Here is a 24,533-nt window from a genome sequence, read left to right on the forward strand (position 1 = left end):
ACCGCTGCACGGAGGCCCCGCGAAAAGCGGAAAAGTAGCGTGCAAATTAGCTTCTGCGCTGGGTTCCGTCAAACGAGACCCCTTGCCCGAACCTGCCAAGTCACTGTTGCGAAACGAGTTGGCGCTGACACCCGGTTGTCACGAAAAGACGCGCGCCGGGGGATTTAAGCTTGCGTGATCCTTCACGCGAAAGAGACAGGCATGACCTCGCCACGCATCCACATCGTCACGCTCGGTGTCAGCGACCTGCAAGCCTCCCGCCGCTTTTACCAGGCACTGGGCTGGCAACCCTCGGCCGCCAGCAACGAGCACATCGTCTTCCTCAAGGGCGGCGCCGGCGTACTCGCCCTGTACGGGCGCGCAGCCCTGGCCGATGATGCGCTCGCCGATGACCAGCCGACCGGCTTCGCCGCCGTCACCCTGGCTCGCAACGCCCGTTCCAAGGCCGAGGTCGACAGCTGGTTCGCCGACGCCGTTGCGGCAGGCGCGCGCCCGGTCAAGCCGCCGCAGGAAGTGTTCTGGGGCGGCTATTCCAGCTACATCGCCGACCCGGACGGGCACCTGTGGGAATTCGCTTTCAATCCGTACTTCGTGTTTGATGAGCACGGCAACCTCGCCCTGCCGGATGAAAGCCCATGACATTAGCCTCCCAGTCCCAAGGTCGCTTGCTCTACGCACAGTCCGGCGGCGTTACCGCCGTCATCAACGCCACGGCGGCCGGCGTGATCGAAGCGGCGCGCGCGAAGGGCGTGCAGGTCTATGCCGCGCGCAACGGCATCCTCGGCGCATTGCGCGAGGAACTGATCGACACCGGCAAGGAAACCAAGGCGGCCATCGCCGCGCTTCGCCATACGCCGGGCGGAGCGTTCGGCTCGTGCCGCTACAAGCTGAAATCGCTGGAAGCGAACCGCGCCGAGTACGAGCGCCTGATCGAGGTGTTCCGCGCGCATGACATCCGCTGGTTCCTCTACAACGGCGGCAACGACTCCGCCGACACCGCGCTGAAGATCTCCCAGCTCGGCAAGGCGATGAACTACGACATCCGCTGCATCGGCGTGCCGAAGACGGTGGACAACGATCTCGCCGTCACCGATTGCTGCCCGGGCTTCGGCTCGGTGGCGAAATACACGGCGGTGTCCACGCTGGAAGCGAGCCTGGACGTGGCCTCGATGGCCGATACCTCGACCAAGGTGTTCATCCTCGAAGTGATGGGTCGCCATGCGGGCTGGATCGCCGCTGCCGCAGGCCTCGCCGGTGAAGGCGCCGATGCGCCGCCGCACATCATCCTGTTCCCCGAGCGCAGCTTCGACGAGGCCGCCTTCCTCGCCAAGGTGAAGGCCACGGTGGAACGCGTGGGCTGGTGCACCGTGGTGGCCTCCGAAGGCCTGCTCAACGCCGAAGGGCAGTTCCTCGCCGAGGCGGGCACGCGCGATGCATTCGGCCATTCGCAGCTGGGCGGCGTGGCGCCGGTGCTGGCCGCGCTGGTGAAGGAAAAGCTGGGCTACAAGTACCACTGGGCGTTGCCCGACTACCTGCAGCGCTCGGCGCGCCACCTTGCATCGAAGACCGACGCCGACCAGGCGTATGCCGTGGGGAAAGCCGCCGTGGCGTACGCGCTGGCCGGCATGAACGCGGTGATGCCGGTGATCGTGCGCACCAACGATGCGCCCTACCGCTGGAAGATCGAGCCCGCACCGCTGGCGAAGATCGCCAATCGCGAAAAGAAGATGCCGGCGAGCTTCCTGACCCGCGACGGCTTCGGCATCACCGCGGCGGCACGACGCTATCTCGCGCCGCTGATCCAGGGCGAAGCGCCCCTGCCCTACGGTAAGAACGGCCTGCCGCAGTACATCGCGCTGAAGAACACCGCAGTGACGCGCAAGCTCGAGCCCTTCGCGCGCTGAGGGTCAACGCAGGAAGCGATCCAGGCTCACGCGATAGTCGGCGTAGTCCTGGATCGTGTTGTGCCCCGCATCGGCCACCACCTGCAGCATGGGTGGCTGGCCGAAGGCCCGGACCAGCGCCTTGGTTCGCACCGCCGGAATCACCTCGTCCTGCTCGGCCTGGATGACCAGCACCGGGCAGCGGATGGCGCCGGCATAGCGCCACGATTCGAAGCGTTCGCGCATCAGCGCATTCACCGGCACCCACGGGAAATAGCCGGCGGCCACGCGCACCAGGCTGTCGAACGGCGTCACCAGCACCAGTCGCTCGACCGGTCGCCGCGCCGCCAGCTGCACGGCAACGCCGCTGCCCAGGCTGCGCCCGAGCACCGCGATGGATGAGAAGTGCGGTGCCAGCTGGTCAAACAGGGCGAGTGCATCGCCGACCAGGGCCGTTTCGCCGGGGGTTCCCTCGCTGGCGCCGTAACCCCGATAAGCCACGAGATAGACCGTGCGATCGGGCAACCAGCGCGCGAGATCGGCCCGTGAATCCTCCACGCGCTCGCCGTTGCCGCCGAAGTACAGCAGCGCCTTGCCGCGACCGGGGTTCATCACCCAGCCGCGCAGCTTCACCCCGTCGTGCAGCAGCTCGAAATCCGGCGCCTGGCGCACCTGCCATGACGCCTCCGGGTGGTAGACCTGTTGGCGTTGGCCCAGGTACAGCGACACGCACAGGCCGCCGTAGAGCAGGATGAACAACGCCGCCAACACCAGCACGACCCGCACGAACATGAGCCTCTCCTGTCGCCAGCTGACTGGCCGGTTCACCTGGATGAGCGATGGCTGAAAGCCCGCGGGCCGGGAACCGGAAAGCACGCCCGGCGTTCAGACGCATCTTCCTACGATGCGCTCGCCTGACCAACGCCCCTGGCGCTGACGGCACCACCGAGGAGGTTGTGATGAAGACCCTTATCCGCGTGTTCGTAGCCCTGGCCCTGCTTGCCGGCAGCGGCGCTACCCTGGCCGATCCGTGGCACGACCACGACCGCCGGGGACATGACCGCGACGATCACCACGAGCGCGATCGCTGGCACGGCCGCGACGAGGGTCGACGCGACCGCGATCGCCACGACCACTGGGAACGCCGCTACTACAGTGACCGCCACTACTATGGCCACCCTCGCTGGGCACGTGGCTACCGCTACGACGGCCCGATGTATATCGTGAACGACTACAGCTACTACCGCCTGGCGCCACCGCCGTACGGCTATCGCTGGGTGCGCGATGACGGCAACTACCTGCTGGTCTCGATCGGCGACAACATGATCCTGGACATGGTGATCCGCTGATCCGCGGACACCGGGCCAAACCGGGGCGGCACCGCGAGGTGCCGCCTTTTTTGTGCGCCAGTGCCGCAGCGCGTTGCGTCGCACAACACGACTGTCGTGATCCTCTGCCTATACTCGCCCATGACCGCCCGCAAGGGCGGCCGCCGTGTCGGGATGCCGGTGGCGGATCCCGACGATGTGGTTTCCACCCATGGGGAGGCTCCGATGCTGCAGCAGTATGGCTTGTGGATCGTGCTGGCATGTGCGGTCCTGGCGGTTCTTTACGGCGCGCTGTCCGTGCGCTGGATCTTGGCTAAATCGCCGGGCAACGCACGCATGCAAGAGATCGCTTCCGCGATCCAGGAAGGCGCGAAGGCATATCTCAATCGCCAGTACGCCACCATCGGCGGCGTCGGTGTGGTGTTGTTCCTGATCATCGGCTTTGCGCTGGACTGGGGCACCGCGATCGGTTTCGCGATCGGCGCGATCCTGTCCGGCGCCACCGGTTACATCGGCATGAACGTGTCGGTGCGCGCCAACGTGCGTACCGCCGAGGCCGCCCGTGGCGGACTCGCGGCGGCACTCAACGTGGCGTTCCGTGGCGGCGCCATCACCGGCATGCTGGTGGTCGGCCTCGCCTTGCTCGGCGTCACCGCGTACTACGCCGTGCTCATGCATTTCGGCTACGAGACCATGCATGCGCTGCATGCCCTGGTGGGCCTGGCCTTCGGCTCCTCGCTGATCTCGATCTTCGCGCGCCTGGGCGGCGGCATCTTCACCAAGGGCGCCGACGTGGGCGCCGACCTCGTCGGCAAGGTGGAAGCCGGCATTCCCGAGGACGATCCGCGCAACCCGGCGGTGATCGCCGACAACGTGGGTGACAACGTGGGCGACTGCGCCGGCATGGCCGCCGACCTGTTCGAGACCTACGCGGTGACGCTGATCGCCACCATGCTGCTGGGCGGCGTGATGGCCGAGCAGACCGGCAGCAACGGCGTGCTGTTTCCGCTGGTGCTGGGCGGCGTGTCGATCGTGGCATCGGTGATCGGTACCTTCTTCGTGAAGGCACGCGGCCCCAAGATCATGAACGCGCTGTACGCCGGCGTGGCGGTGTCGGCGGTGCTTGCCGCGATCGCGTTCTGGCCGATCACCAGCCAGCTGATGGCCGATTCGTCCTACGGCGTGGGCCATCTCTACGGCTGCGCGTTGATCGGCCTGGTGCTCACCGGGGCGATGGTGGTGATCACCGAGTACTACACGGCCACCGAATACAAGCCGGTGCAGCACGTGGCGCAGGCGTCCACCACGGGCCACGCGACCAACATCATCGCCGGCATCGGCGTGTCGATGAAGTCCACCGCGCTGCCGGTGCTGGCCGTATGCGCCGCGATCTGGGGCGCCTACCAGCTGGCCGGCCTCTACGGCATCGCCATTGCCGCGACCGCCATGCTCAGCATGACCGGCATGATCGTGGCGCTGGATGCCTACGGTCCGATCACCGACAACGCCGGCGGCATCGCCGAGATGGCCGAGCTGCCGCCGGAGGTGCGCGGCGTGACCGATCCGCTCGACGCCGTGGGCAACACCACCAAGGCGGTGACCAAGGGTTACGCCATCGGCTCGGCCGGCCTCGCCGCGCTGGTGCTGTTCGCCGACTACACGCACAACCTCAACCAGCACCTGAACCTCACCGACTTCCGCTTCGATCTCTCCAACCCGTACGTGATCATCGGCCTGCTGATCGGCGGCCTGATCCCGTACCTGTTCGGCGCGATGGCGATGGAAGCGGTGGGCCGCTCGGCCGGCTCGGTGGTGGAGGAAGTGCGCCGCCAGTTCCGCGAGATCAAGGGCATCATGGAAGGCACCACCAAGCCCGACTATTCGCGCGCGGTGGACATGCTGACCAAGTCGGCCATTCGCGAAATGCTGGTTCCCTCGCTGCTGCCGGTGCTGGTGCCGGTGATCGTGGTGTTCGGCTTCAAGTGGCTGGGTGGCGCGGAAGCCGGCGCGCAGGCGCTGGGCGGCGTGCTGATCGGCACCATCGTCACCGGCCTGTTCGTGGCCATCTCGATGACCACCGGCGGCGGCGCCTGGGACAACGCCAAGAAATACATCGAGGACGACCACTTCGGCGGCAAGGGCTCCGATGCGCACAAGGCGGCGGTGACCGGCGACACCGTGGGCGATCCGTACAAGGACACGGCGGGCCCGGCGGTGAATCCGCTGATCAAGATCATCAACATCGTGGCCCTGTTGCTGATTCCTCTGCTGTGAGAGGAACGCGCCCGGTCACCTCGATGGTGATCGGGCGAACCCGCGTGGCACGTTTGCCCCCTCTCCCCTCAAGGAAGAGGGAAATAGCCGCGGTGACCTCATCAAGAAGGAACTTCCATGGCACCCAAGCCCTCCCTGTGGCTGACCCTCGCCCTCGGCCTCACACTCAGCCACATGACGCACGCAAACGACGCCATCGCAACACCCTCCAAGGATCCAAACCTCTGGCTGGAAACCATCGACGGTCCCAGGCAACTGGATTGGGTCAAGCAACAGAACGCGCGGACGGTGAAGCAATACGCCGACAGCGCCCAGTTCAGGCAACTCGATGCACGCATCCTGGAAGTGCTCGACTCGCACGATCGCATTCCCATGGTCAGCAAGATCGGCGACCACTACTACAACTTCTGGCGCGACCAGGATCATCCGCGCGGTCTGTGGCGCCGCACGACGCTGGAGGAATACCGCAAGGACCAGCCCGTTTGGGAAGCCGTGATCGACCTCGACGCCCTCGGCAAGGCCGAGAACGAGAACTGGGTGTGGCACGGCGCCTATTGCCTGAAGCCTGAAAACCAGCGCTGCCTGGTCGCGCTCTCGCGCGGTGGCGCCGATGCCAGCGTGATCCGCGAATTCGACCTGCCCACCAGGCAGTTCGTGAAGGATGGCTTCGTACTGCCCGAGGCGAAGACCGATATCGCCTGGAAGGACAGGGACCACATCTACGTCGCCACCGATTTCGGCCCCGGCTCGATGACCACCTCCAGCTACCCGCGCATCGTGAAGGAGTGGAGGCGCGGCACGCCGCTCGCCAGCGCGGTGACCGTGCACGAGGTGAAAGACGACGACATGAGCGTGTCCGCTTTCCGCGACCAGACGCCAGGCTTCGAACGCGATTTCGTCACGCGCCAGATCGCCTTCTACGACAGCGAGACGTTCCTGCGCGGCAGGGACGGCAAGCTCACGCGCATCGACGTGCCCACCGACGCGAACACCGGCGTGCACCGCGAGTGGCTGCTGATCGAACCGCGCAGCGACTGGCATGTCGGCGGCAAGACCTACAAGTCCGGCTCGCTGCTGGCGGCGAAGTTCGACGACTACATGGCCGGCAAGCGTGAACTCACCGTGCTGTTCGAGCCCACCGCCAGCACGGCGCTGGACGGCTATTCGTGGACGCGCCACCAGCTGATCCTCAACGTGATGGACAACGTGGTGAACACGTTGGAGGTGCTGACGCCGCAGCCCGGCGCCTGGAAGCGCGAAAACCTGGGCGGCGCGCCAAAGCTCTCGACCATCGCGGCCGCCGCGGTGGACGAGGACGAGAGCGACGACTACTTCCTCACCGTCAGCGGCTTCCTGCAGCCCACCACGCTCTACCTGGGCACGCTGGGCCAGGGCGAGGCGCAAGCGATCAAGCACAGCCCGAGCTTCTTCGATGCCTCGAAATACGGCGTGAGCCAGCACTTCGCCACCTCGAAGGACGGCACGCGCGTGCCGTATTTCGAAATCGCGCCGAAGAGCCTGCAAGCGAACGGCAAGAATCCCACCCTGCAATACGGCTATGGCGGCTTCGAAGTCTCGTTGCAGCCGGCCTACAGCGGCAGTGTCGGACGCGCGTGGCTGGAGAAGGGCGGCGTCTATGTCGTGGCGAACATCCGTGGCGGCGGCGAATACGGTCCGCGCTGGCACCAGGCCGCACTGAAGGCGAACCGCCTGCGCGCCTACGAGGATTTCGCCGCCGTGTCCGAAGACCTGTTCACCCGCAAGATCACCTCGCCCGCCCATCTCGGCGCGATGGGCGGCAGCAACGGCGGCCTGCTGATGGGCAACATGCTGACGCTGTATCCGCAGCTGTACGGCGCCATCGTGAGCCAGGTGGCCCTGCTCGACATGCAGCGCTATACGCATCTGTCGGCCGGCGCGTCCTGGATCGCCGAATACGGCGACCCGGACAAGCCGCAGGAATGGGCCTGGATCAAGACCTTCTCGCCCTACGCCAACGCCACGGCCGGCAAGAAGTATCCGCCCGCGTTGTTCACCACCTCCACGCGCGACGACCGCGTGGGCCCCGTGCATGCGCGCAAGATGGCCGCCAAGCTGGAGGCGCTGGGTTACGACACCAGCTTCTACGAGAACATCGAGGGCGGCCACGGCGCGGCGGCGGACAACAAGCAGGCGGCCTTCATGAGCGCGCTGGGCTATACCTACCTGTGGGATCACGTGAAGTAATCGCGCTCCCTGCGTAACATGGTGTGCCAGCCTGAGCTGGCGCACTCTTTGCCCCGATGAGCCATCACACGATTCGTCCCGAGCTTCGCGAGTGGATTCTCGCCACGGCCCGTTCCGGCCATAGCCTCAGCGACCTGCTGAAGCTGATGAAAGATGCCGGCTACGGCGGCGAGCAGAGCCGCCAGATGGTGGCCCGCGTGCTCAACCTGCCGCTCGCCACGGTCATGGCGGCGGGCAAGCCGGGTTCCAGCGGACGACGCACGCGCCATCCCGAACCGCCGCAACAGACGGTCGACGGCCACACGCTGCGTGTCACGGTAAGCACCGACAAGCCTGTCGTGCGCGTGCTGGAAAACATGCTCACCGCCGACGAATGCGAAAGCCTGATCGCGGAGGCGAAGCCACGCCTGCAGCGTTCGCAGACCGTCGATGTGGAAGGTCGCCACCAGACCGACGAGCGGCGCACCAGCCAGGGCATGTTTTTCCGCATCGGTGAAACGCCCCTGGTGCAACGCATCGAGCAGCGCATTGCCGATCTGCTCGCGATGCCGGTGAGCCACGGCGAGGGCCTGCAGATCCTGCATTACCAGCCAGGCCAGGAATACGAGCCGCATTTCGACTGGTTCGATCCCACGCAACCCGGCTTCAGCGCCGTCACCGCGCGTGGCGGCCAGCGCGTCGCCAGCGTGGTGATGTACCTCAATACGCCTGAGGAAGGCGGCGGCACCGGCTTTCCCGGCATTGGCCTGACCGTGACCGCGATGCGCGGTTCGGCCGTCTATTTCGCGTATGAGACCGGCGACCAGGCCTCGCTGCATGCCGGACTGCCCGTGATCAAGGGCGAAAAATGGATTGCCACCAAATGGTTACGCGAGCGGCCCTACCAGCCCTGAGCGCCCCGCCGGCCCCAGCCGCCCGCTGAATTTCCCGCCCGGCGCTGCTGCGATGCACCAGCGTTTTGCCTTATCCTTGCAAGTCTTTGCTTTTGACTACGCCAAGGATCAAGCCCATGGGTCTGCACCTCGTCTCCGCCGGTCGCAAGGTTCCGGACGAAATCAACGTCATCATCGAAATCCCCAAGGATGCCGAGCCCGTCAAGTACGAGGTGGAGAAGGAAAGCGGCGCGATCTTCGTCGACCGCATCCTGTCCACGCCGATGCGCTATCCGTGCAACTACGGCTACGTGCCGGGCACGCTGGGCGGCGACGGCGATCCGCTGGACGCGCTGGTGATCCTGCCGCTGCCGCTGGTGCCGGGCTCGGTGATCCGCTGCCATCCGGTGGGCATGCTGAAGATGACCGACGAGGCCGGCAGCGACGAGAAGCTGGTGGTGGTACCGGTGGAGAAGATCTTCGCGGGCTACGCGCACATCAAGGACATCAAGCAGGTGTCCGGTCACTGGCTGGAACGCATCGGCCACTTCTTCGAGCACTACAAGGATCTGGAGAAGGGCAAGTGGGTGAAGGTGGAAGGCTGGGTCGGCGCCGACGAGGCGAAGGCCGAGATCACCGGCGGCATCCAGCGCTACGAAGCCGACAAGGCCTGATCGCTCTTGACGGAAACGCGCCACCTCGAGGGTGGCGCGTTTTTTTGTGCCTTACTCCGACGCGCCGGCCTGCGGCGACGCGGCGGCCGAAGGTTGCGCAGCCGCGGACGATGCGACCGGTTGTGGCGTATCGAACACCGTCATCCACCACATCAGGACGCAGGCCAGCAACACGGCGATGGACAGCGCCGTCAGTACGACGCGCAGTATCACGTGGCCCGTGCGGGCCTCAGGGTTCGACATCGGCATGATGCCTCTCCGGTTGGACAGCTCCACTCGGTAACGCGGCAGCGCGCGAATGGCTGACTAGTGCTTCGTGCGCTTCTCCGGCCGCGGCTTCGCCGGTTCGCCCTTCTTGCCCAGTTCGTCCAGCAGCGTCGCAAGATCCTCCGCGTGCTCCTCTTCCATCGCGAGGATGCCTTCCATCAAGCGCCGCGTGGTCGGGTCGGCCGTGCCGAGGTAGTTGACGATCTCGCGATAGCTGTCGATCGCGATGCGTTCGGCCACCAGGTCTTCCTTGATCATGTCGACGAGATCATCGCCTTCCACGTAGTCGGCATGACTGCGCGAGAGCAGTCCGTCGGGCGAGAAATTCGGCGCGCCATCGAGCTGGGTGATGCGCTGCGCGATCAGGTCCGCGTGCCCCTGCTCTTCATTCGCGTGCTCGAGGAACTCGGCCGCCACGCTCTTGGCATGAATGCCCTTCGCCATGTAGTAGTGATACTTGTAGCGCAGCACGCACACGATCTCGGTGGCCAGCGCTTCGTTGAGAAGCTTGATCACGGTTTCGCGGTCGGCGGTGTATCCGGCGGTGATCGCACCCTGGTCGATATGCTCGCGTGCGCGCTTGCGGATGGTTTCGATGTCGCTGAGAAACGGCTTGGCTGCCATGGCGTGCCTCACTATGGACTGGCTGGGCAATGGCCGGACCGTAGGCGGCAGCGCGCGAAACGCAGGTGAAAGCGGCAACAACGGTTCAGGCCGCTCTTGGATGGCACGCACGCCCGGAGCGGCGTCCTTGGGGAAGCGCGCCCTGTGCGCGACAACCGGCGAAGCGGCAAGCCGCCATGCCGCAGTCGCGCACAGGGGTGCGCTTCCACAGAGGGGCCCGAGGGTTATGCCTTGTGGTAGACCTCGGAACCTTCGGCGCGGAATTGCGCGGCCTTCTCGGCCATGCCCTCTTCCAGCGCCTCGGCCTCGCCCGTGCCGTGCTCGGCCGCGTAGTCGCGCACGTCCTGCGTGATCTTCATCGAGCAGAACTTCGGGCCGCACATGGAGCAGAAGTGCGCGCTCTTGTGCGCGTCCTTCGGCAGCGTCTCGTCGTGGAACTCCTTCGCCTTCTCCGGATCCAGGCCCAGGTTGAACTGGTCCTCCCAGCGGAATTCGAAGCGCGCCTTGCTGAGCGCGTTGTCACGCACCTGCGCGCCAGGATGACCCTTGGCCAGGTCCGCGGCGTGCGCGGCGATCTTGTAGGCGATGATGCCGTCGCGCACGTCCTGCTTGTTGGGCAGGCCCAGGTGTTCCTTCGGCGTCACGTAGCAGAGCATCGCGGTACCGAACCAGCCGATCATCGCCGCGCCGATGGCGGACGTGATGTGGTCGTAGCCCGGCGCGATATCGGTGGTCAGTGGCCCCAGCGTGTAGAACGGAGCCTCGTGGCACTTCTCCAGCTGGCGATCCATGTTCTCCTTGATGAGCTGCATGGGCACGTGGCCGGGGCCTTCGATCATCACCTGCACGTCGTGCTTCCACGCGACCTGGGTCAGCTCGCCCAGCGTGTCCAGCTCGCCGAACTGCGCCGCGTCGTTGGCGTCCGCCACGCAGCCCGGGCGCAGGCCATCGCCGAGACTGAAGGACACGTCGTACGCCTTCATGATCTCGCAGATGTCTTCGAAGTGCGTGTAGAGGAAGTTTTCCTTGTGGTGCGCCAGGCACCACTTGGCCATGATCGAGCCGCCGCGCGAGACGATGCCGGTGACGCGCTTGGCAGTGAGCGGCACGAAGCGCAGCAGCACGCCGGCATGGATGGTGAAGTAGTCCACGCCCTGCTCGGCCTGCTCGATCAGCGTGTCGCGGAAGATGTCCCAGGTAAGGTCCTCGGCGACGCCGCCCACCTTCTCCAGCGCCTGGTAGATCGGCACCGTGCCGATCGGCACCGGCGAGTTGCGGATGATCCACTCGCGCGTCTCGTGGATGTGCTTGCCGGTGGAGAGGTCCATCACCGTGTCGCCGCCCCAGCGGATCGACCACACCAGCTTCTCCACCTCCTCGGCGATGCCGGAGCTCACCGCGCTGTTGCCGATGTTCGCGTTGATCTTGGTGAGGAAGTTGCGGCCGATGATCATCGGCTCCGCTTCCGGATGGTTGATGTTGGCCGGGATGATGGCGCGGCCGCGCGCCACTTCATCGCGCACGAATGCCGGCGTGATCAGCTTGGGCAGCGCGGCGCCGAAGGACTGGCCCGGATGCTGGTTGAGCAGCGCGCTGCCATGCAGGGCCTCGATGCGCTGGTTCTCGCGGATGGCGATGTATTCCATCTCCGGCGTGATCAGCCCCTGGCGCGCGTAGTGCATCTGGGTGACGTTGGCGCCGGCCCTGGCACGACGCGGCGCGCGCGTGGCGGTGAAGCGGAACGCATCGAGCTTGTGGTCGGTGGCGCGCTCGCGGCCGAAGGCGGAGCTCAGCCCGGCGAGCTGCTCGGTATCGCCGCGCTCGGCGATCCACGCGGCGCGCAGCGCCGGCAGGCCGGTGACCAGGTCGACCTTGTAGCCGGGGTCGGTGTACGGGCCGGAGGTGTCATAGACGGTGATCGGAGGATTGGCCTCGCCGCCGAACAGGGTCGGCGTCTGCGCCTGGCAGATCTCGCGCAGCGGCACCTTCAGGTCAGGACGGCTGCCCTGCACGTAGATCTTGCGCGAGCCCGGGATCGGGCGCGTCACGGCTTCGGAGAGTTCCTGCGCGGCACGCGCGAGGTCGGTGGGCAGGGCATTCATCGGCAAGTCGTCCGGGGGGTCGAAGCGGTATCCCCGAGGGGACGCGCTTTTGTTGGGGATTCCGCACAGGGACGTGCGGGGTGTTGCGAACGGATTCGCATACCAGCAACAGAAGCGACGGCGCCGGACGCACGGACTCAAGTGCCGTGCGGCGAAGCTCCCTACAGCGGTACTAGCCGCATCAGGTTCGAAGGGACTCTCTCAGCCGGCTGTTGCCGGCACCCCCGCTTCAAGGCGTCTATTTGAGCACGAAGCGGGGTTGGTCGCGAGTGCGACAACGGCAAGCGGCCCAAGCCGGACGCTGCCGTAGGCGGGAATCAGCGCGGCAGGTAGGCGCGCAGGAACATATCCACGCCATCGCGAGCGGTCTGTTCCAGCTCGGCGGCGTAGGACTGGGCGCACTCTTCGCAGCCGAACATGCGGCGCATGAGCATCTCGCCCTTGATCAGGGAGGTGAACTGGCCGGCGGCGCGCGAGACGTTGGCGATGTCCAGCTTGCCGTCGTCAACCGCCTGTTGCAGCAGGCGTTTCATCAAGGCGTGGCCGCGCTCGGGGCCTTCCTCCCACAGCAGCTTGCCGTAGCGGGGGTTGCCCTGGCGGCAGTCGCTGAGGATGGCCCGGAAGGTACCCACGTTCTGCACGTCGCAGTCCAGCCGCACGTGATGCAGGGCAATGCGTTCCAGCGTCACGCGGATGTCTTCACCGGTGACGTATTGATAGGTGTCTTCGGGCAGGAGGTCCTGGATGCGCGCGCGGATGACCTCGCGGAACAGGTTGTCCTTGTCGCCGAAGTGGCTGTAGACGGTGAGCTTGGAAACACCCGCCTCGGCGGCCACGGCATCCATGCTGGTGCCCGCAAAGGCATTGCGGATGAACAAGGCCTTGGCGGCCTCCAGGATCGCCGCGCGCTTTTCCATGTCCTTGGGACGGCCAGGTCCCTGAGGCTTGGTCTGCGGGATCGTGCTCATGGCTATACCTTCGAAAATGGCTTCACAAATGAATAACTGCCGTTTAGTATACGGGACGGTTTAGTTATTTTCCACGGCCACGATACACGGCTTTCCTCATGTCCTCCACTATCGCAGAACTTTCCCTCAGTCCGGCATACCGTCTCGCCCAGCGTGCGATGGCCTGTTGGCTTGAGCGCGGGCAGGTCGGCGCCCGCCAGGCGGCCTTTGCGGCCCGCTCGGCACTGGCTGGCCTGGATCCCACCGAACGTGGCCGGCTGGCGCGCTGGCTGGCCTGGCTGGCCGTTGCCGCGCAGAGCCATGGCGAGGCATCCCCCCTGGGTCGGGTGCGTCGCCTTGACGCGACCTTGCACCAGACGGTGGAAGATGCCCTCGCCCGCCTGCCGGCGGACATGCTCGGGGCACCCTTCCAGTTTCATCGCCGCAGCGCATGAGTGTCCGCGGACACCGCGCCACGCATGACTTCCGTCAACCAAGCGCGGTGACTTCCGGCACTTCGTAGCATCAGGGGCAGGCCGCAGGCTTTGCACATTGTCGGAAAGTGGCTAAGCGCTTATGATTTTTAGCCTTTTTTTCGATCCGATCAGGACGTAAGCAAGATGGCAATGAACTTCGATCAGGCGCGGGTCAACATGGTGGAAAACCAGGTGCGCCCCTGGGAGGTGCTGGATGCACGCGTGCTCGACGTGCTCGGCAGCGTGCGCCGCGAGGATTTCGTTGCCGCCGAGCATCGCCAGCTGGCCTTCGCCGACCTCGCCCTGCCGCTGGGCCACGGTGAGGTGATGATGAAGCCGGTGGTCGAGGGTCGCGTGCTGCAGGCGCTGGAACTGCTGCCGACCGACCAGGTGCTGGAAATCGGCACGGGTTCGGGTTTCCTCACCGCCTGCCTCGCCAAGCTGTCGGCCGGCGTCACCAGCGTGGACATCCATGCCGACTTCATCGCCACCGCCGGCGACCGCCTGGCACATGCCGGCATCGCCAACGTGAAGCTCGAAGTGGGCGAGGCCGTGTCGGCCTGGCAGCCGAATGGCCTGTTCGATGCCGTGGTGGTGACGGGCGCGGTGTCGCAGATCCCGCAGCGTTTCCTGTCCTGGCTCAAGCCCGGCGGCCGCCTGCTGGTGGTGCGCGGCGAGTCGCCGGTGCAGCACGTCCTGCTGCTTACCCATGAAGGCAACGGCCGCTACCGCGAAGAGTCGCTGTTCGAAACCGACCTGCCGTACCTGAAGCACGCCGAACCGCCGCGTCGCTTCGTTTTCTGACCCATTCCCCAAACATGAGGCAACCCATGCGCTTGAAGCTTCTGACCCTTGCCCTGGCCCTGTCGGCGCTCCCGCTGGCCGGCCACAGCGAGGACTTGCTGGATGCATACCGAGAAGCCCGCGCCAATGATCCGGTGCTGTCGCAGGCGGAAGCTACCCGCCTGGCTACCGGTGAAGGCGTCAACCAGGCGCGTGCGGTGATGCTGCCTCAGCTCAATGGCGCCTACAGCCTGACCCAGCAGTCCACGGGCAGCAACCTCGCCAACGGCACCATCCAGGGCCAGGGCCATTCGCGCACGCGCGCGCTGTCGGCCACCCTGGACCAGTCCATCGTCGACCTGAGCCAGTGGGCCAACCTGTCGGCGGCCCACTCGCAGGCGTCGGCGCAGGATTCGACCTACGAAGCCTCGCTGCAGAATCTCTATGTTCGCGTCACCACCGCCTACTTCAGCGTGCTTACCAGCCAGGATGCGCTGGTGTTCGCCAAGGCCAACGAAGACGCCTACAAGGAGGCCTACGACCAGGCCGACCAGCGTTTCAAGGTGGGCCTCTCGGCGGTGACCGACGTGTACCAGGCCAAGTCGTACTACGAACTGGCCAAGGCACAGACCATCGCCGCCCAGAACACCCTCAACGACGCCAAGGAAGCGCTCACCCAGATCACCGGCAAGCCGGTGACCGAGCTCAAGAAGCTGCGCGAGGACCTGCCGCTCGCTCCGCCCAATCCGTCCGATCCGGATGCCTGGGTGCAGTCCGCGCTGAAGACCAACGCCACCATCCAGGCCGGCCAGTACAGCGTGCAGGCGGCCGAGCACACCATCGACGCGGCACGCGCCGGCCACCTGCCGACGCTGAGCGCCTCGGTGTCGCGCGGCAAGGACACCACCTGGTTCGAGAACGGCAGCTCCAACCTCCGCGGCAACGGCGACTACGGCACCACGGTCGGCCTGCAGGTGAACATCCCGATCTTCTCGGGCGGAGCCACTCAGTCGAAGGTGCGCCAGTCGATCTACCAGCGCGACGAAGCGCAGGACTCGCTGGAGTCCACCCGCCGCCAGGTGGTGCGCGACACGCTGAACTTCTACCGCTCGGTGCTCGCCGGCATCAGCCAGGTGGAGGCCAACAAGGCGTCGGTGGATTCGGGCCAGAAGGCACTCGAAGCGACGCGTGCCGGCTTCGACGTCGGCACCCAGACCATGCTGAACGTGCTCAACGCGATCCAGACCCTGACCCAGGCCGAGAGCAGCTACTCGCAGTCGCGCCACCAGCTGGTGCTCGACCAGCTGCAGCTCAAGCAGTCGGCCGGCTCGATCGACCTGAAGGACATGGAGATGGTCAACGCGATGCTGCAGTAACCGCGCATCGACGTATCCCCAGAAAAAGGCCGGGCGATGCCCGGCCTTTTTTTGTCTCGAAAGATCGGCGTCTATTCCTGCAGCAGGCGGTCGATCATTCCCATGACGCGCTTGACGGCTCCACGCTCGCTGTCGAACACGATGCGCGCCACCATGCCCATGCGGTCACGTCGCGGCTCGTCACGCAGCAGCTGCAGCACCTGCGTGCCGAGTTCCTCGGCGCTGTTGACGCGCGTGGCGCCGCCTTCCTGGATCAGCGTGAGGGTGATTTCCTCGAAGTTGAAGGTGTGCGGCCCCACCAGCACCGGCGTCGACAATGCCGCCGGCTCCAGCACGTTGTGGCCGCCGATCGGCACCAGGCTGCCACCCACGAAGGCCAGGTCCGAGGCGGCATAGAACGGCATCAACTCGCCCATCGCGTCGATCACGAACACCTGGTGCGATGCCGAGGGCACGCGATCGGCGCTGCGCGTGCCGACCGTGAAGCCAAGGCTGCGCGCCGAGTTCTCCACCAGCTTGAAGCGTTCGGGATGGCGCGGCGCGATCAGCAGCAGTGCATCGGGCCAGCGCGTGAGCACTTCCAGGTGCGCTTCCAGCACCGGCAGCTCCTCGCCTTCGTGCGTACTGCCGGCGATCCATGCGGGCCGCAGGCGGCCCCACTGATGGCGCAGCTCATCGCCTTTCAGCTCGGCGTCGTAGGGCACCGGCATGTCGAACTTGAGATTGCCGGTCACCACGATCTTCTCGGGATCGGCGCCCAGTTCGCGATAGCGCGCGGCATCGGTGCGCGACTGCGCGGCGATCTGGCTCACGCAACCCAGTGCGCGGGCAACCAGGCTGCCCATCGGCTTGTAGCCGCGCAGCGAGCGCTCCGACAGGCGCGCGTTGACGATCATCAGCGGGATGCCGCGGTTGCGGCACGCGAAGTAGAGATTCGGCCAGATCTCCGTCTCCACGATGATCGCCAGGCGCGGGCGCACGCGACGCATGAAGCGTGTCACGGCGAACGGCAGGTCGTAGGGAAGATAGACGTGGAACACGCTGTCGCCGAACAGCTGGCGCACGCGCTCGGACCCCGTGGGCGTTACCGTGGTGACCACCAGCGGGGCGTTCGGGTAATCGTTGCGCAACGCCTTGATCAATGGCTCGGCGGCATTGACCTCGCCCACCGACACCGCATGCACCCACAGGCTGCCGGCAAAGCCCGGCGCCTCGAAGAAACCGAAGCGCTCGCGCCAGCGCTTGTGGTAGTCGCGGTAACGCACGCCGCGCGCCAGCAGGCGCAGCACGATGATCGGCGTCACCAGGTACATCGCGAGGGTATAGAGGTAGAGCAACGGCCGGCCCTTGGATGCGGTGCGCCAGTATATCGGCTAGTCGTGGCGCGCCGTCCCCGCGCCTTTTCGCCTCCCGCCTTGACCTGCGCGGCTCGCCTCGATTTGGCTAGTTCCCTACAATCGCGCGATGCCCGGCATGTCCCGCCCCTCTTTCACGCGCTCCCTGCTCGCTCCTCAGCACTGGCCAGGCTGGCTCGGCGTCGGCGTGGTATGGCTCATCGCCCGCCTGCCCCGCCCCTGGCTGATGGGCCTGGGTCGTTTCCTGGGCCAGCTGGTGCAACGGGTGCCATCGCCGCGCCGGCATATCGCCGAGGCGAACATCGCGCTGTGCTTTCCGTCATTGCCGAAGGCCGAGCAGGCCGAGCTGGTGAACGCGCACCTGCGCGACATCGGCCTGATGATGGTGGAGTTCGCGCTCGGCTGGATGGGCAGCGAGCGTGCCATCGCCGACGTGCCCGTCACCGTCGAGGGCCTGGAGCACCTGGAAGCGGCGCGCTCGCAAGGCAAGGGCGTGCTGCTGGTGGGCGGCCACTTCTCCCATCTGGAACTGTGCGCCCGACTCGTGTCGCAGCGCATCCGCATTTCCGGCATGTATCGCAAGATGGATTCGGCGGCGTTCGAATGGGCCGTGCTGCGCGCGCGGCTGGACTACGCCGAGGCCATGTTCGACAAGGACGACATCCGCGGCACGGTGAAGTACCTGCGCAACGGTGGCACGCTCTGGTATGCGCCGGACCAGGACATGCGCAGCAAGGACAACGTCTTCGTGCCGTTCTTCGGCATACCGGCGGCCACCATCACCGCCACCCACCATCTGGCCCGCCTGTCCGGCGCGCTGGTGATCCCGTTCTTCCATCGCCGCCTCCCGGGCAATGCGGGATACGCGTTGCGGCTGGGCGCACCACTGCAGGATTTCCCCAGCCGCGATCCGCTGGAAGACACCGCGCGCGTCAACACCTGCATCGAGGACATGGTGCGCGCGGCGCCCGAGCAGTATCTATGGGTGCACAAGCGTTTCAAGACGCGGCCGGAAGGAAGCCCTTCGGTCTACTGATCCGACAGACGTGATGGAGCAGCGCACTTCACCGCTTGGTCCGACGTGCTTCCCGTGCCTTGCGTGAGGCGAGTTCGCGCGCCTCATGCAGCTTCGCGTACTTGAGGAACGCATAGAACGCGCCGGTGACGCTGGCGATGAAACCGGCCCAGCCATTGAGGAAATAGCGCTTGCCGATGTACTGCCGCAGGAAGAACACCGGCGGATAGAACACCATGCGCAGGCCGGTGAAGCGCTGCCGCTTGCGCAGCTTGTACGCCACCATGCCCGTTGTATAGCGATTGATCTTCTCCACCCGCGTGGCGATGTCGCCATCGCCATCGTTGACGAAGTCCGCGCGCCACAGCGTCTTCACCGGGCCACGCACTTCCACGGCGGAGTGGACCTCGACGTCGTTCATGCCGCCACGGCGCCGATCGAACAGCCGCAGGTGGCCGTTGCGCCAGCTCCAGCGGTGCTGCACGGTCCAGAACATGCGCTCGCGCCGCGGCAGGCGGAAGCCCGCATGACGCGGCGCGGTCAGCGCCTGCTCGATTTCCTCGCGCGTACCGGCGGAGAGGATCTCGTCCGCATCGAGGTTGAGGATCCAGTCGTGGCCTGCCATGTCGTAGGCACGCTGCTTCTGCGGTCCGTAATCGTCAAACGGGTGGATGGCCGTGCGCGCGCCGTGCCGGCGGGCGATGGCCAGCGTGTCGTCGGTGGATCCCGAATCGAGCACGATGATTTCGTCCGCCCAATCGACCTGGCTCAGACAGGCATCCAGCGTATCGGCGTTGTTGTAGGTGATCACCACGACCGACAGCGGCTCGCGCTTCATGCCGGCGCCTCGTCGCTACGCGGAAGCACGAACAACGCCGCGCACCACAGACCCAGCAGCCAGGCAAACAGCAGCCCCCACCACGCCGAATAGAAAGCGAGGTGCGTGTTGAGCGGAAACAGCATCACCGCCAGCGCCAGCGTCACCGGAAACGCGCGCTCCCGCGCGGCGGCACCGACGCGCCGCCATGCCTTCACCGCCGCAACGATCGCCGCGAGCCAGCACAAGAGGCCCAGCGAGCCGGTTTCGGTCAGCACTTCCAGCACCCATTGATGCGCATGGCAGGCGCCCTCGCCCACGCCGCAGGCTTCCTCGCTTACGACGAAATGATCGTTGGGCGGCGCGTAGGTCGGGTACGCGTTGCGGTAAGCGCGCACACCGACGCCATTGATCGGATGGCCTTCGAACATGGCGATGCTGGTGCGCCAGATATCCAGGCGGCCGCTGGTGGCCCAGTCGAGCGACTCGCCGGTGCCGTGGACCGCCTGCAGCGTGCGGTCCATGCGCTGCTGGAATCGCTCGGAGGTCTTCCATGCCACGCCGCCGCCCGCGAGCAGCACGGCAAGGCCCACGCAGGCCACCGCCAGGAAACGTCCCGGTGACCGGACGACATGCCATGCGTAGCCCACGCCTGCCAGCAGGTAGCACAGCCAGGAGGCACGGGAACCCGACATCAGCACCGGCCCCAGCAGCAACACGAAAGCGATCAACAGCCCCTTGGTGCCCCATCGCTGTCGCGCGGCCCACAGCACGAAGGGCGACAGCACCGACAGGGTCGGGCCAAGCTTGAGGTTGGCGGCGCCGAAGATGCCGGAGATGCGTTCCGGTTCGGCGCGTCCGGCCAGGCTCCAGCCCGTGAGCGCCTGCACCCACGCATCCACCGCCCAGAACGCCGCCACTGCGGCGACGGCGACATACAGCGCGTCGAGCTTTTCCGCGCGGCGGATCGCAAAGCATGCATAGAGGCCCAGCGCCACATAGCGCAACAAGGCCGCGACGGTCGACCAGCTCTTGCCCGGTGCCAGCGAGTCCACCGACGACAACAGCGCGGCGCCCACATAGGCGGCCAGCAGCCACAGAAGCAATCGCGCGCCGGCGTGCTCGCGCAACGCGGAAGGATGTCGCGCAAACAACAGCACCGTGCCGATCAGGCAGAGGAAAGTGCCCAGTTCCGAGCTGCGCCCGAACGGCAACAGGGCGATCACCAGCCAGAACGGCAGCAGGGGCGAACGCAGGGCGGCCTTCAGGGAAGCAGTGAATGGACTCATGCGGGCATCGGCTGGTTAAGGCAACACTGATCAAGTATCGCCGTCGTTACCCGCCCTGTCTGTTCGCAGGTCACAGGGCCGATGGCGAAGGCAGACTGGCCGTCTGTCGAGCCAGCGGACCGAAGGCCTGCGGACAGACAGGGCGGGCCCCACAGGTTGAATGCAAATGACGGGGTGTTGCCTTTGGGCCCACGCATTGTAGGTGAGCCGTGCGCCGATCCGGCCGATCAGGCCGCGGTGAGTTCGTCGTAGAGCGCCAGCGTGGCCTGCTGCATGTCACTGAGGCGATAGCTCTGCAGCATGGGAATCGGCGGCGCCACGCGCAGCAGCTCGGCGGCGCGTTCGACCAGTCGCTCCTGGTCCGACGGCGGCACGCGGCCGGCGGGGTACAGCTCGGCCAGCAGCTCGCCCACGCCGCCGTGCGCATAGCCCAGCACCGGGCGGCACAGCGACAGCGCCTCGATGACCGTGCGGCCAAACGATTCCGGCTTGTTCGACAGCTGCAGCACCAGCGAGGAAATGGCGTAGATGTCACGCACGTCGGCGCGCGGCGGTGTAAGCACGACCTGCGACTCCAGCCCGCGGCTGCGGATCAGTTCACGCAGCTCCGCCACGTAGGCCTCGCGCCCCGGCTCGATCACCCCCAGCAGCAGGAGACGCACGTCGATGCCGCGGCGCTTGAGCTCGGCCACCAGCTCGATGGCGTCGTGGTGCCCCTTCAACCGGGTGCCGCGACCGGGCAGGGTCAGCAACGGCGCCCCGACCAGCGCGGGAAACTCGGCGAAGAAGGCTTTGTGCCAGCCATCATCGGGGCGATGGCCGTACGGGAAGGCGTCCGGGTCGATGCCGCGGGGAATGACGCGCACGCGCGAGGGCTCCAGCCACGAGTAATGGCTCAGCATGTAGTCGCGCAGCGTCTGCGATACCGCGATCACGCGCTCGCCACGCAGCAGGATGGAGCTGTAGCGGCCCGGCGTGTTGAGCCCGTGCACGGTGGTCACGAAATGCGGCGAAGGCTTCAGCCCCTTGATCGCCCACCAGCCCACCCAGGCCGGCAGGCGCGAGCGGGCATGCACGATATCGGGCTTGAGTTCGCGCAACACGCGACGCAGCGCGCCCACTTTCATGAACGTGCCCAGCGACTTGCGGCCGATGTCCAGGGTGATGTGCCGGCTGCCCTCGGCCTCCAGCTGCGACACCAGGCGACCTCCGGCGGAAATGACCACCGACTGATGACCCGCCGCCACCAGCGCGCGCGCGATTTCCAGCGCAGAACGCTCAGCGCCGCCCGATTGCAGGGCGGGGATCAGCTGAACGACGGTCAGAGACCTCGCTGGCGTGGCGACTGCTGACATGATGGGTTCGTAAGGTGCCTTCATCCCTAGAGGCAAGCAGCAATCGTGCCTAAACGCATCCGGACGACAGTTTCAAATGAAACCATCCGGGGAAAATCAGTCGCGCAGCACGTAATGCGCGCCGCAATAAGGACATGTGGACTCGCCGCCATCCTCGACGACCGGCAGATAAACCTTCGGATGGGAATTCCACAGCGCCATGCCGGGCATCGGGCAGGACAGCGGAAGGTCCGCGCGCGTCACTTCGTAACGATTTTCGGCATTCGCCGGGATCAACGGGGCAGCCGCAGGGGAAGGCGACATGGGGTAAAACTCCATCAGGACACCGGATCGGGCATGTTAACAGGCGGACTGCGCGCCGAGGTGGCCGCGACCTCCCGATGGTCGCAGGCACGACCCATGCGGCCGCGGACGCGCCGAGCCATCGGCACCCTCATGGCATCGCACGACCATCGGCGGAAACGAAAAAAGCCCGCGCCATGACAGCGCGGGCTTTCCGGAAACCGGCCAGGCTTACTTGGTGGCGTCGGTCTTCGGCACGGAGGCCTCGGTGGTGATGCGCACCTTGATCTCGTCGCTGACGTTGGGCACGTAGGCGCCCACGCCGAAATCGGAACGCTTGAGCGTGGCCACGGCGTCGAAGCCCACCGTCGGCACCTTTAGCATCGGGTGCTCGCCGCTCTTGTTGAGCGTGGCGTCGAGCACCACCGGCTTGGTCACGCCATGCACGGTAAGGTCGCCCGTCACCTTGTACTTGTTGCCGCCCACCGCCTGCACCTTGGTGCTCTTGAAGGTGATGCTCGGGTACTTGTCGGCATCGAGGAAGTCCGGCTTCTTCAGGTGCTCATCCAGCTTGGACACGTGCGTGTCGAGGTCGGCCAGCGGCAGCGTGACGTCCACCGACGACTTGGCCGGATCCTTCTCGTCGAACACCAGGGTGCCCTCGCCCAGGCCGAGGTTCGCGGTCGGGTTGGAGAAGCCGAAATGGTTCCAGCTGAACAGCACGAAGGTGTGGCCCGGGTCGAGCTTGTAGGTGACCGGGGTGGCCTGGGCGGTAACGGCAGCGCCGAGCAGGCCGGCGAGAACGAGGTAACGAAGTGCACGCATGTAAAAATCTCCTAGGGGTTTTGTGGGGACTGCGCGAAACGGAAGAGCCGAAGGCTCAGGCGATGCGGCAGGCCTCGTCGAAGCTCAGACGCGGGCTGCGCGGGAACAGGTCACGGCTGGCGTCGCCATAGCCGATGTTGATCAGGAAGTTGGACTTGATGGTGGTGCCGGCGAAGAACGCCGCGTCCACGCCGGCATTGTCGAAACCCGACATGGGGCCGCAATCCAGGCCGATCGAACGGGCCGCCATGATCACGTACGCGCCCTGCAGGGTGCCGTTGCGGAAAGCGGTGGTGTCGATCAGCGGCTGGTTGCCGAAGAACCAGCTGCGTGCGTCGGCGTGCGGAAACAGCTGCGGCAGCTTCTCGTAGAACTCATGGTCGGTCGCCACGATGGCGGTGACCGGTGCGGCCATGGTCTTGGCGCGGTTGCCTTCGGACAGGAACGGCGAGAGCCTTGCCTTGGCCTCCTGCGACTTCACGAACACCACGCGCATCGGCGAGGAGTTGGCGCTGGTCGGCCCGAACTTGGCCAGTTCGTAGAGCTGGTGCAACTGCTCGTCGCTCACCTCTTTCGGCAACCACGCGTTGAAGGTGCGTGCGCTGCGGAACAACTGGTCGAGGGCGGCCTCGGAAAGCTTCTCGCTCATGGGTATCCTTCGGTTCACGACGCGCCACCGGTGGCGCAACAACCGTCAGTGTAAGCGCGGGCGCGGCCAAACAGGACCCAGGCAAATGAAACGAACTGTGCTGCCCAGGGAAACAATGCCGCAGGTCACAGACCCATGCTGAAGCTGCATGGCGATTGCTGGGTGATCACCGACGCGGCCGCCGGCAACCAGCGCCAGGCGCTGGCGCTGGCCCAGCGGCTGGAGATGCCGGCGCGCCATTGGCAGCTGGAACCACGCGCGCCCTGGTCGTGGCTGTCGCCCCGGCTCACCGTCGGCGCGCTGTCCGCGCTTTCATTCGCGCAACGGCAACAATTTGCGGCGCCGTGGCCCGCGGTCGCCATCGGTTGCGGCCGCCTGTCGGCGCTTTATACGCGGCTCCTGCGCAAGCTGAGCGGCGGACGTTGCTACACCGTGCAGATCCTCGATCCACGCATCGACCCCGCGCAGTGGGATACGGTCATTGCGCCTCGCCACGATCAGCTGTCGGCCCCCAACGTGCTGCAGCCCCTGGGCTCCCTCAATCCGGTCGACGATGCCTGGCTGCAGGACGGACGTGACGCCGATCCGGGCTTCGGCGAATTGCCGCAACCGCGCGTCGGCGTGCTGCTGGGCGGCCCACGCAAGGGCGTCGCGTTCGACGAAGGCTACGTCACGCGGCTTGCCGACCAGTTGCTGGCGCGCCAACACGACGAGGGCGGCAGCCTGCTGGTGCTTGCGTCGAGGCGCACGCCGCGATCGCTGATGACGTTGATGCGCCAGCGCCTGTCCGGCATGCGCGGCCTGATCTGGTCGGGGCAGGACGATGGCGGCAACCCGTATCCGGGCGTGCTGGGCTGGGCCGATCGCCTGGTGGTCACGCCCGACTCGGTGAACATGCTGTCGGAAGCGTGCGCCGTCGGATGCCCGGTGCAGACGTTCGTCGTCGGCTCCTTGCCGACCAGGCTGGAACGCTTCCATCGCGCCCTGCGCGACACCGGTCGCCTGCATGGTCTGGACACGACCACCTTCGCCCAGGTCGAACCCTTGCGCGAGACGGCCGCCATCGCGGCGATCCTGCGCGAGCGCATCGCGGCGCGTCAGCTGCAGGACTGAA

At 66.2% G+C, this 24,533-nt stretch carries 24 protein-coding genes and 1 riboswitch; of the genes, 12 read left to right on the plus strand and 12 right to left on the minus strand.

The features are described from left to right. The first annotated feature begins 201 nt into the window (after positions 1-201). Both JMF82_RS13105 and JMF82_RS13110 read left to right on the plus strand, forming a co-directional pair. The gene (locus tag JMF82_RS13105; protein ID WP_201315012.1) at positions 202-639 is read left to right on the plus strand and encodes a VOC family protein; all 438 of its coding nucleotides are present in this window, start codon (positions 202-204) and stop codon (positions 637-639) included. Next, complete coding sequence (locus JMF82_RS13110) at positions 636-1,904, plus strand: 6-phosphofructokinase (RefSeq protein ID WP_201315013.1); 1,269 nt, start codon at positions 636-638, stop codon at positions 1,902-1,904. Before JMF82_RS13105 ends, JMF82_RS13110 begins: the two co-directional genes overlap by 4 nt. Before the next feature lie 3 nt (positions 1,905-1,907). Here the strand turns inward: JMF82_RS13110 and JMF82_RS13115 are convergent, their stop codons facing one another. Continuing rightward, positions 1,908-2,675, minus strand: coding sequence for an alpha/beta hydrolase (locus JMF82_RS13115; protein ID WP_201315014.1), 768 nt, complete (start codon positions 2,673-2,675; stop codon positions 1,908-1,910). A gap of 167 nt (positions 2,676-2,842) precedes the next feature. Here JMF82_RS13115 and JMF82_RS13120 point away from each other — a divergent pair, with 167 nt between their 5' ends. The 5 genes from JMF82_RS13120 to ppa all read left to right on the plus strand — a co-directional run bounded on the left by JMF82_RS13120 (position 2,843) and on the right by ppa (position 9,257). Further along, positions 2,843-3,232: an RcnB family protein gene (locus JMF82_RS13120; RefSeq protein ID WP_201315015.1), complete on the plus strand. Its 390-nt coding sequence runs from the start codon at positions 2,843-2,845 to the stop codon at positions 3,230-3,232. Between the two features lie 204 nt (positions 3,233-3,436). Next, complete coding sequence (locus JMF82_RS13125; protein ID WP_201315016.1) at positions 3,437-5,485, plus strand: sodium-translocating pyrophosphatase; 2,049 nt, start codon at positions 3,437-3,439, stop codon at positions 5,483-5,485. A gap of 174 nt (positions 5,486-5,659) precedes the next feature. Next, entirely contained in the window at positions 5,660-7,711 is a 2,052-nt protein-coding gene (locus tag JMF82_RS13130; protein ID WP_236585461.1) for a prolyl oligopeptidase family serine peptidase, read from the plus strand. Positions 7,712-7,767: 56 nt separating this feature from the next. Continuing rightward, positions 7,768-8,604, plus strand: a complete 837-nt coding sequence (locus JMF82_RS13135) for a 2OG-Fe(II) oxygenase (RefSeq protein WP_201315018.1) — start codon at positions 7,768-7,770, stop codon at positions 8,602-8,604. A gap of 116 nt (positions 8,605-8,720) precedes the next feature. Beyond that, positions 8,721-9,257: an inorganic diphosphatase gene (ppa, locus tag JMF82_RS13140; protein WP_201315019.1), complete on the plus strand. Its 537-nt coding sequence runs from the start codon at positions 8,721-8,723 to the stop codon at positions 9,255-9,257. Between the two features lie 51 nt (positions 9,258-9,308). On the opposite strand, the gene JMF82_RS13145 is transcribed toward ppa, so the two are convergent. The 4 genes from JMF82_RS13145 to JMF82_RS13160 form a co-directional block, all read right to left on the minus strand. Next, positions 9,309-9,506: a hypothetical protein gene (locus tag JMF82_RS13145; protein ID WP_201315020.1), complete on the minus strand. Its 198-nt coding sequence runs from the start codon at positions 9,504-9,506 to the stop codon at positions 9,309-9,311. Between the two features lie 57 nt (positions 9,507-9,563). Then, positions 9,564-10,148, minus strand: coding sequence for a ferritin-like domain-containing protein (locus JMF82_RS13150; RefSeq protein WP_201315021.1), 585 nt, complete (start codon positions 10,146-10,148; stop codon positions 9,564-9,566). Between the two features lie 224 nt (positions 10,149-10,372). Then, positions 10,373-12,250: a phosphomethylpyrimidine synthase ThiC gene (thiC, locus tag JMF82_RS13155; protein ID WP_201315022.1), complete on the minus strand. Its 1,878-nt coding sequence runs from the start codon at positions 12,248-12,250 to the stop codon at positions 10,373-10,375. A 141-nt stretch (positions 12,251-12,391) separates the two neighbouring features. Further along, positions 12,392-12,486: riboswitch (TPP riboswitch) on the minus strand. 81 nt (positions 12,487-12,567) lie between these two features. Continuing rightward, complete coding sequence (locus JMF82_RS13160; protein WP_201315023.1) at positions 12,568-13,218, minus strand: TetR/AcrR family transcriptional regulator; 651 nt, start codon at positions 13,216-13,218, stop codon at positions 12,568-12,570. A gap of 98 nt (positions 13,219-13,316) precedes the next feature. Here JMF82_RS13160 and JMF82_RS13165 point away from each other — a divergent pair, with 98 nt between their 5' ends. The 3 genes from JMF82_RS13165 (at position 13,317) to JMF82_RS13175 (ending at position 15,832) form a co-directional block, all read left to right on the plus strand. Then, positions 13,317-13,652 (plus strand): hypothetical protein, encoded by a 336-nt coding sequence (locus JMF82_RS13165; RefSeq protein WP_201315024.1) that lies wholly within the window; start codon positions 13,317-13,319, stop codon positions 13,650-13,652. Positions 13,653-13,817: 165 nt separating this feature from the next. Next, positions 13,818-14,477, plus strand: coding sequence for a protein-L-isoaspartate O-methyltransferase (locus JMF82_RS13170; RefSeq protein ID WP_201315025.1), 660 nt, complete (start codon positions 13,818-13,820; stop codon positions 14,475-14,477). Between the two features lie 26 nt (positions 14,478-14,503). Then, positions 14,504-15,832, plus strand: coding sequence for a TolC family outer membrane protein (locus JMF82_RS13175; RefSeq protein WP_201315026.1), 1,329 nt, complete (start codon positions 14,504-14,506; stop codon positions 15,830-15,832). Positions 15,833-15,903: 71 nt separating this feature from the next. Here the strand turns inward: JMF82_RS13175 and waaA are convergent, their stop codons facing one another. Further along, positions 15,904-17,169: a lipid IV(A) 3-deoxy-D-manno-octulosonic acid transferase gene (gene waaA, locus JMF82_RS13180; RefSeq protein WP_201315027.1), complete on the minus strand. Its 1,266-nt coding sequence runs from the start codon at positions 17,167-17,169 to the stop codon at positions 15,904-15,906. A 136-nt stretch (positions 17,170-17,305) separates the two neighbouring features. On the opposite strand from waaA, the gene lpxL reads away from it, so the two are divergent. After that, on the plus strand, positions 17,306-18,223 hold the full coding sequence (lpxL, locus tag JMF82_RS13185) for an LpxL/LpxP family Kdo(2)-lipid IV(A) lauroyl/palmitoleoyl acyltransferase (protein WP_201315028.1): 918 nt from the start codon (positions 17,306-17,308) through the stop codon (positions 18,221-18,223). 28 nt (positions 18,224-18,251) lie between these two features. Here the strand turns inward: lpxL and JMF82_RS13190 are convergent, their stop codons facing one another. The 6 genes from JMF82_RS13190 to JMF82_RS13215 all read right to left on the minus strand — a co-directional run bounded on the left by JMF82_RS13190 (position 18,252) and on the right by JMF82_RS13215 (position 23,419). Continuing rightward, positions 18,252-19,040: a glycosyltransferase family 2 protein gene (locus JMF82_RS13190; protein ID WP_201315029.1), complete on the minus strand. Its 789-nt coding sequence runs from the start codon at positions 19,038-19,040 to the stop codon at positions 18,252-18,254. Further along, positions 19,037-20,308 carry an O-antigen ligase family protein gene (locus tag JMF82_RS13195; RefSeq protein WP_201315030.1) on the minus strand — a complete coding sequence of 424 codons (1,272 nt, stop codon included), beginning with the start codon at positions 20,306-20,308 and terminating at the stop codon, positions 19,037-19,039. The genes JMF82_RS13190 and JMF82_RS13195 overlap by 4 nt, the downstream gene beginning before the upstream one ends. 227 nt (positions 20,309-20,535) lie before the next feature. Continuing rightward, positions 20,536-21,663, minus strand: a complete 1,128-nt coding sequence (locus tag JMF82_RS13200) for a glycosyltransferase (protein WP_201315031.1) — start codon at positions 21,661-21,663, stop codon at positions 20,536-20,538. Positions 21,664-21,759: 96 nt separating this feature from the next. Next, positions 21,760-21,966, minus strand: a complete 207-nt coding sequence (locus JMF82_RS13205) for a zinc-finger domain-containing protein (protein ID WP_038623211.1) — start codon at positions 21,964-21,966, stop codon at positions 21,760-21,762. 210 nt (positions 21,967-22,176) lie between these two features. Further along, entirely contained in the window at positions 22,177-22,770 is a 594-nt protein-coding gene (locus tag JMF82_RS13210) for a YceI family protein (protein WP_201315032.1), read from the minus strand. A 55-nt stretch (positions 22,771-22,825) separates the two neighbouring features. Further along, positions 22,826-23,419 carry a malonic semialdehyde reductase gene (locus tag JMF82_RS13215; RefSeq protein WP_201315033.1) on the minus strand — a complete coding sequence of 198 codons (594 nt, stop codon included), beginning with the start codon at positions 23,417-23,419 and terminating at the stop codon, positions 22,826-22,828. A 135-nt stretch (positions 23,420-23,554) separates the two neighbouring features. Between JMF82_RS13215 and JMF82_RS13220 the strand changes: the two genes are divergently transcribed. After that, on the plus strand, positions 23,555-24,532 hold the full coding sequence (locus JMF82_RS13220; protein WP_201315034.1) for a mitochondrial fission ELM1 family protein: 978 nt from the start codon (positions 23,555-23,557) through the stop codon (positions 24,530-24,532). The last annotated feature ends 1 nt before the right edge of the window (position 24,533 follow it).

Source organism: Dyella sp. EPa41, from assembly GCF_016586165.1.
Taxonomy (GTDB): Bacteria; Pseudomonadota; Gammaproteobacteria; order Xanthomonadales; family Rhodanobacteraceae; genus Dyella.

What these genes read in the sequence shown, in the direction of transcription:
- JMF82_RS13105 (WP_201315012.1), top strand. Translation starts at nt 202, where the DNA reads ATGACCTCGCCACGCATCCACATCGTCACGCTCGGTGTCAGCGACCTG.
- JMF82_RS13110 (WP_201315013.1), top strand. Translation starts at nt 636, where the DNA reads ATGACATTAGCCTCCCAGTCCCAAGGTCGCTTGCTCTACGCACAGTCC.
- JMF82_RS13115 (WP_201315014.1), bottom strand. Translation starts at nt 2,675, where the DNA reads ATGTTCGTGCGGGTCGTGCTGGTGTTGGCGGCGTTGTTCATCCTGCTC.
- JMF82_RS13120 (WP_201315015.1), top strand. Translation starts at nt 2,843, where the DNA reads ATGAAGACCCTTATCCGCGTGTTCGTAGCCCTGGCCCTGCTTGCCGGC.
- JMF82_RS13125 (WP_201315016.1), top strand. Translation starts at nt 3,437, where the DNA reads ATGCTGCAGCAGTATGGCTTGTGGATCGTGCTGGCATGTGCGGTCCTG.
- JMF82_RS13130 (WP_236585461.1), top strand. Translation starts at nt 5,660, where the DNA reads ATGACGCACGCAAACGACGCCATCGCAACACCCTCCAAGGATCCAAAC.
- JMF82_RS13135 (WP_201315018.1), top strand. Translation starts at nt 7,768, where the DNA reads ATGAGCCATCACACGATTCGTCCCGAGCTTCGCGAGTGGATTCTCGCC.
- ppa (WP_201315019.1), top strand. Translation starts at nt 8,721, where the DNA reads ATGGGTCTGCACCTCGTCTCCGCCGGTCGCAAGGTTCCGGACGAAATC.
- JMF82_RS13145 (WP_201315020.1), bottom strand. Translation starts at nt 9,506, where the DNA reads ATGCCGATGTCGAACCCTGAGGCCCGCACGGGCCACGTGATACTGCGC.
- JMF82_RS13150 (WP_201315021.1), bottom strand. Translation starts at nt 10,148, where the DNA reads ATGGCAGCCAAGCCGTTTCTCAGCGACATCGAAACCATCCGCAAGCGC.
- thiC (WP_201315022.1), bottom strand. Translation starts at nt 12,250, where the DNA reads ATGAATGCCCTGCCCACCGACCTCGCGCGTGCCGCGCAGGAACTCTCC.
- JMF82_RS13160 (WP_201315023.1), bottom strand. Translation starts at nt 13,218, where the DNA reads ATGAGCACGATCCCGCAGACCAAGCCTCAGGGACCTGGCCGTCCCAAG.
- JMF82_RS13165 (WP_201315024.1), top strand. Translation starts at nt 13,317, where the DNA reads ATGTCCTCCACTATCGCAGAACTTTCCCTCAGTCCGGCATACCGTCTC.
- JMF82_RS13170 (WP_201315025.1), top strand. Translation starts at nt 13,818, where the DNA reads ATGGCAATGAACTTCGATCAGGCGCGGGTCAACATGGTGGAAAACCAG.
- JMF82_RS13175 (WP_201315026.1), top strand. Translation starts at nt 14,504, where the DNA reads ATGCGCTTGAAGCTTCTGACCCTTGCCCTGGCCCTGTCGGCGCTCCCG.
- lpxL (WP_201315028.1), top strand. Translation starts at nt 17,306, where the DNA reads ATGTCCCGCCCCTCTTTCACGCGCTCCCTGCTCGCTCCTCAGCACTGG.
- JMF82_RS13190 (WP_201315029.1), bottom strand. Translation starts at nt 19,040, where the DNA reads ATGAAGCGCGAGCCGCTGTCGGTCGTGGTGATCACCTACAACAACGCC.
- JMF82_RS13195 (WP_201315030.1), bottom strand. Translation starts at nt 20,308, where the DNA reads ATGAGTCCATTCACTGCTTCCCTGAAGGCCGCCCTGCGTTCGCCCCTG.
- JMF82_RS13200 (WP_201315031.1), bottom strand. Translation starts at nt 21,663, where the DNA reads ATGTCAGCAGTCGCCACGCCAGCGAGGTCTCTGACCGTCGTTCAGCTG.
- JMF82_RS13205 (WP_038623211.1), bottom strand. Translation starts at nt 21,966, where the DNA reads ATGTCGCCTTCCCCTGCGGCTGCCCCGTTGATCCCGGCGAATGCCGAA.
- JMF82_RS13210 (WP_201315032.1), bottom strand. Translation starts at nt 22,770, where the DNA reads ATGCGTGCACTTCGTTACCTCGTTCTCGCCGGCCTGCTCGGCGCTGCC.
- JMF82_RS13215 (WP_201315033.1), bottom strand. Translation starts at nt 23,419, where the DNA reads ATGAGCGAGAAGCTTTCCGAGGCCGCCCTCGACCAGTTGTTCCGCAGC.
- JMF82_RS13220 (WP_201315034.1), top strand. Translation starts at nt 23,555, where the DNA reads ATGCTGAAGCTGCATGGCGATTGCTGGGTGATCACCGACGCGGCCGCC.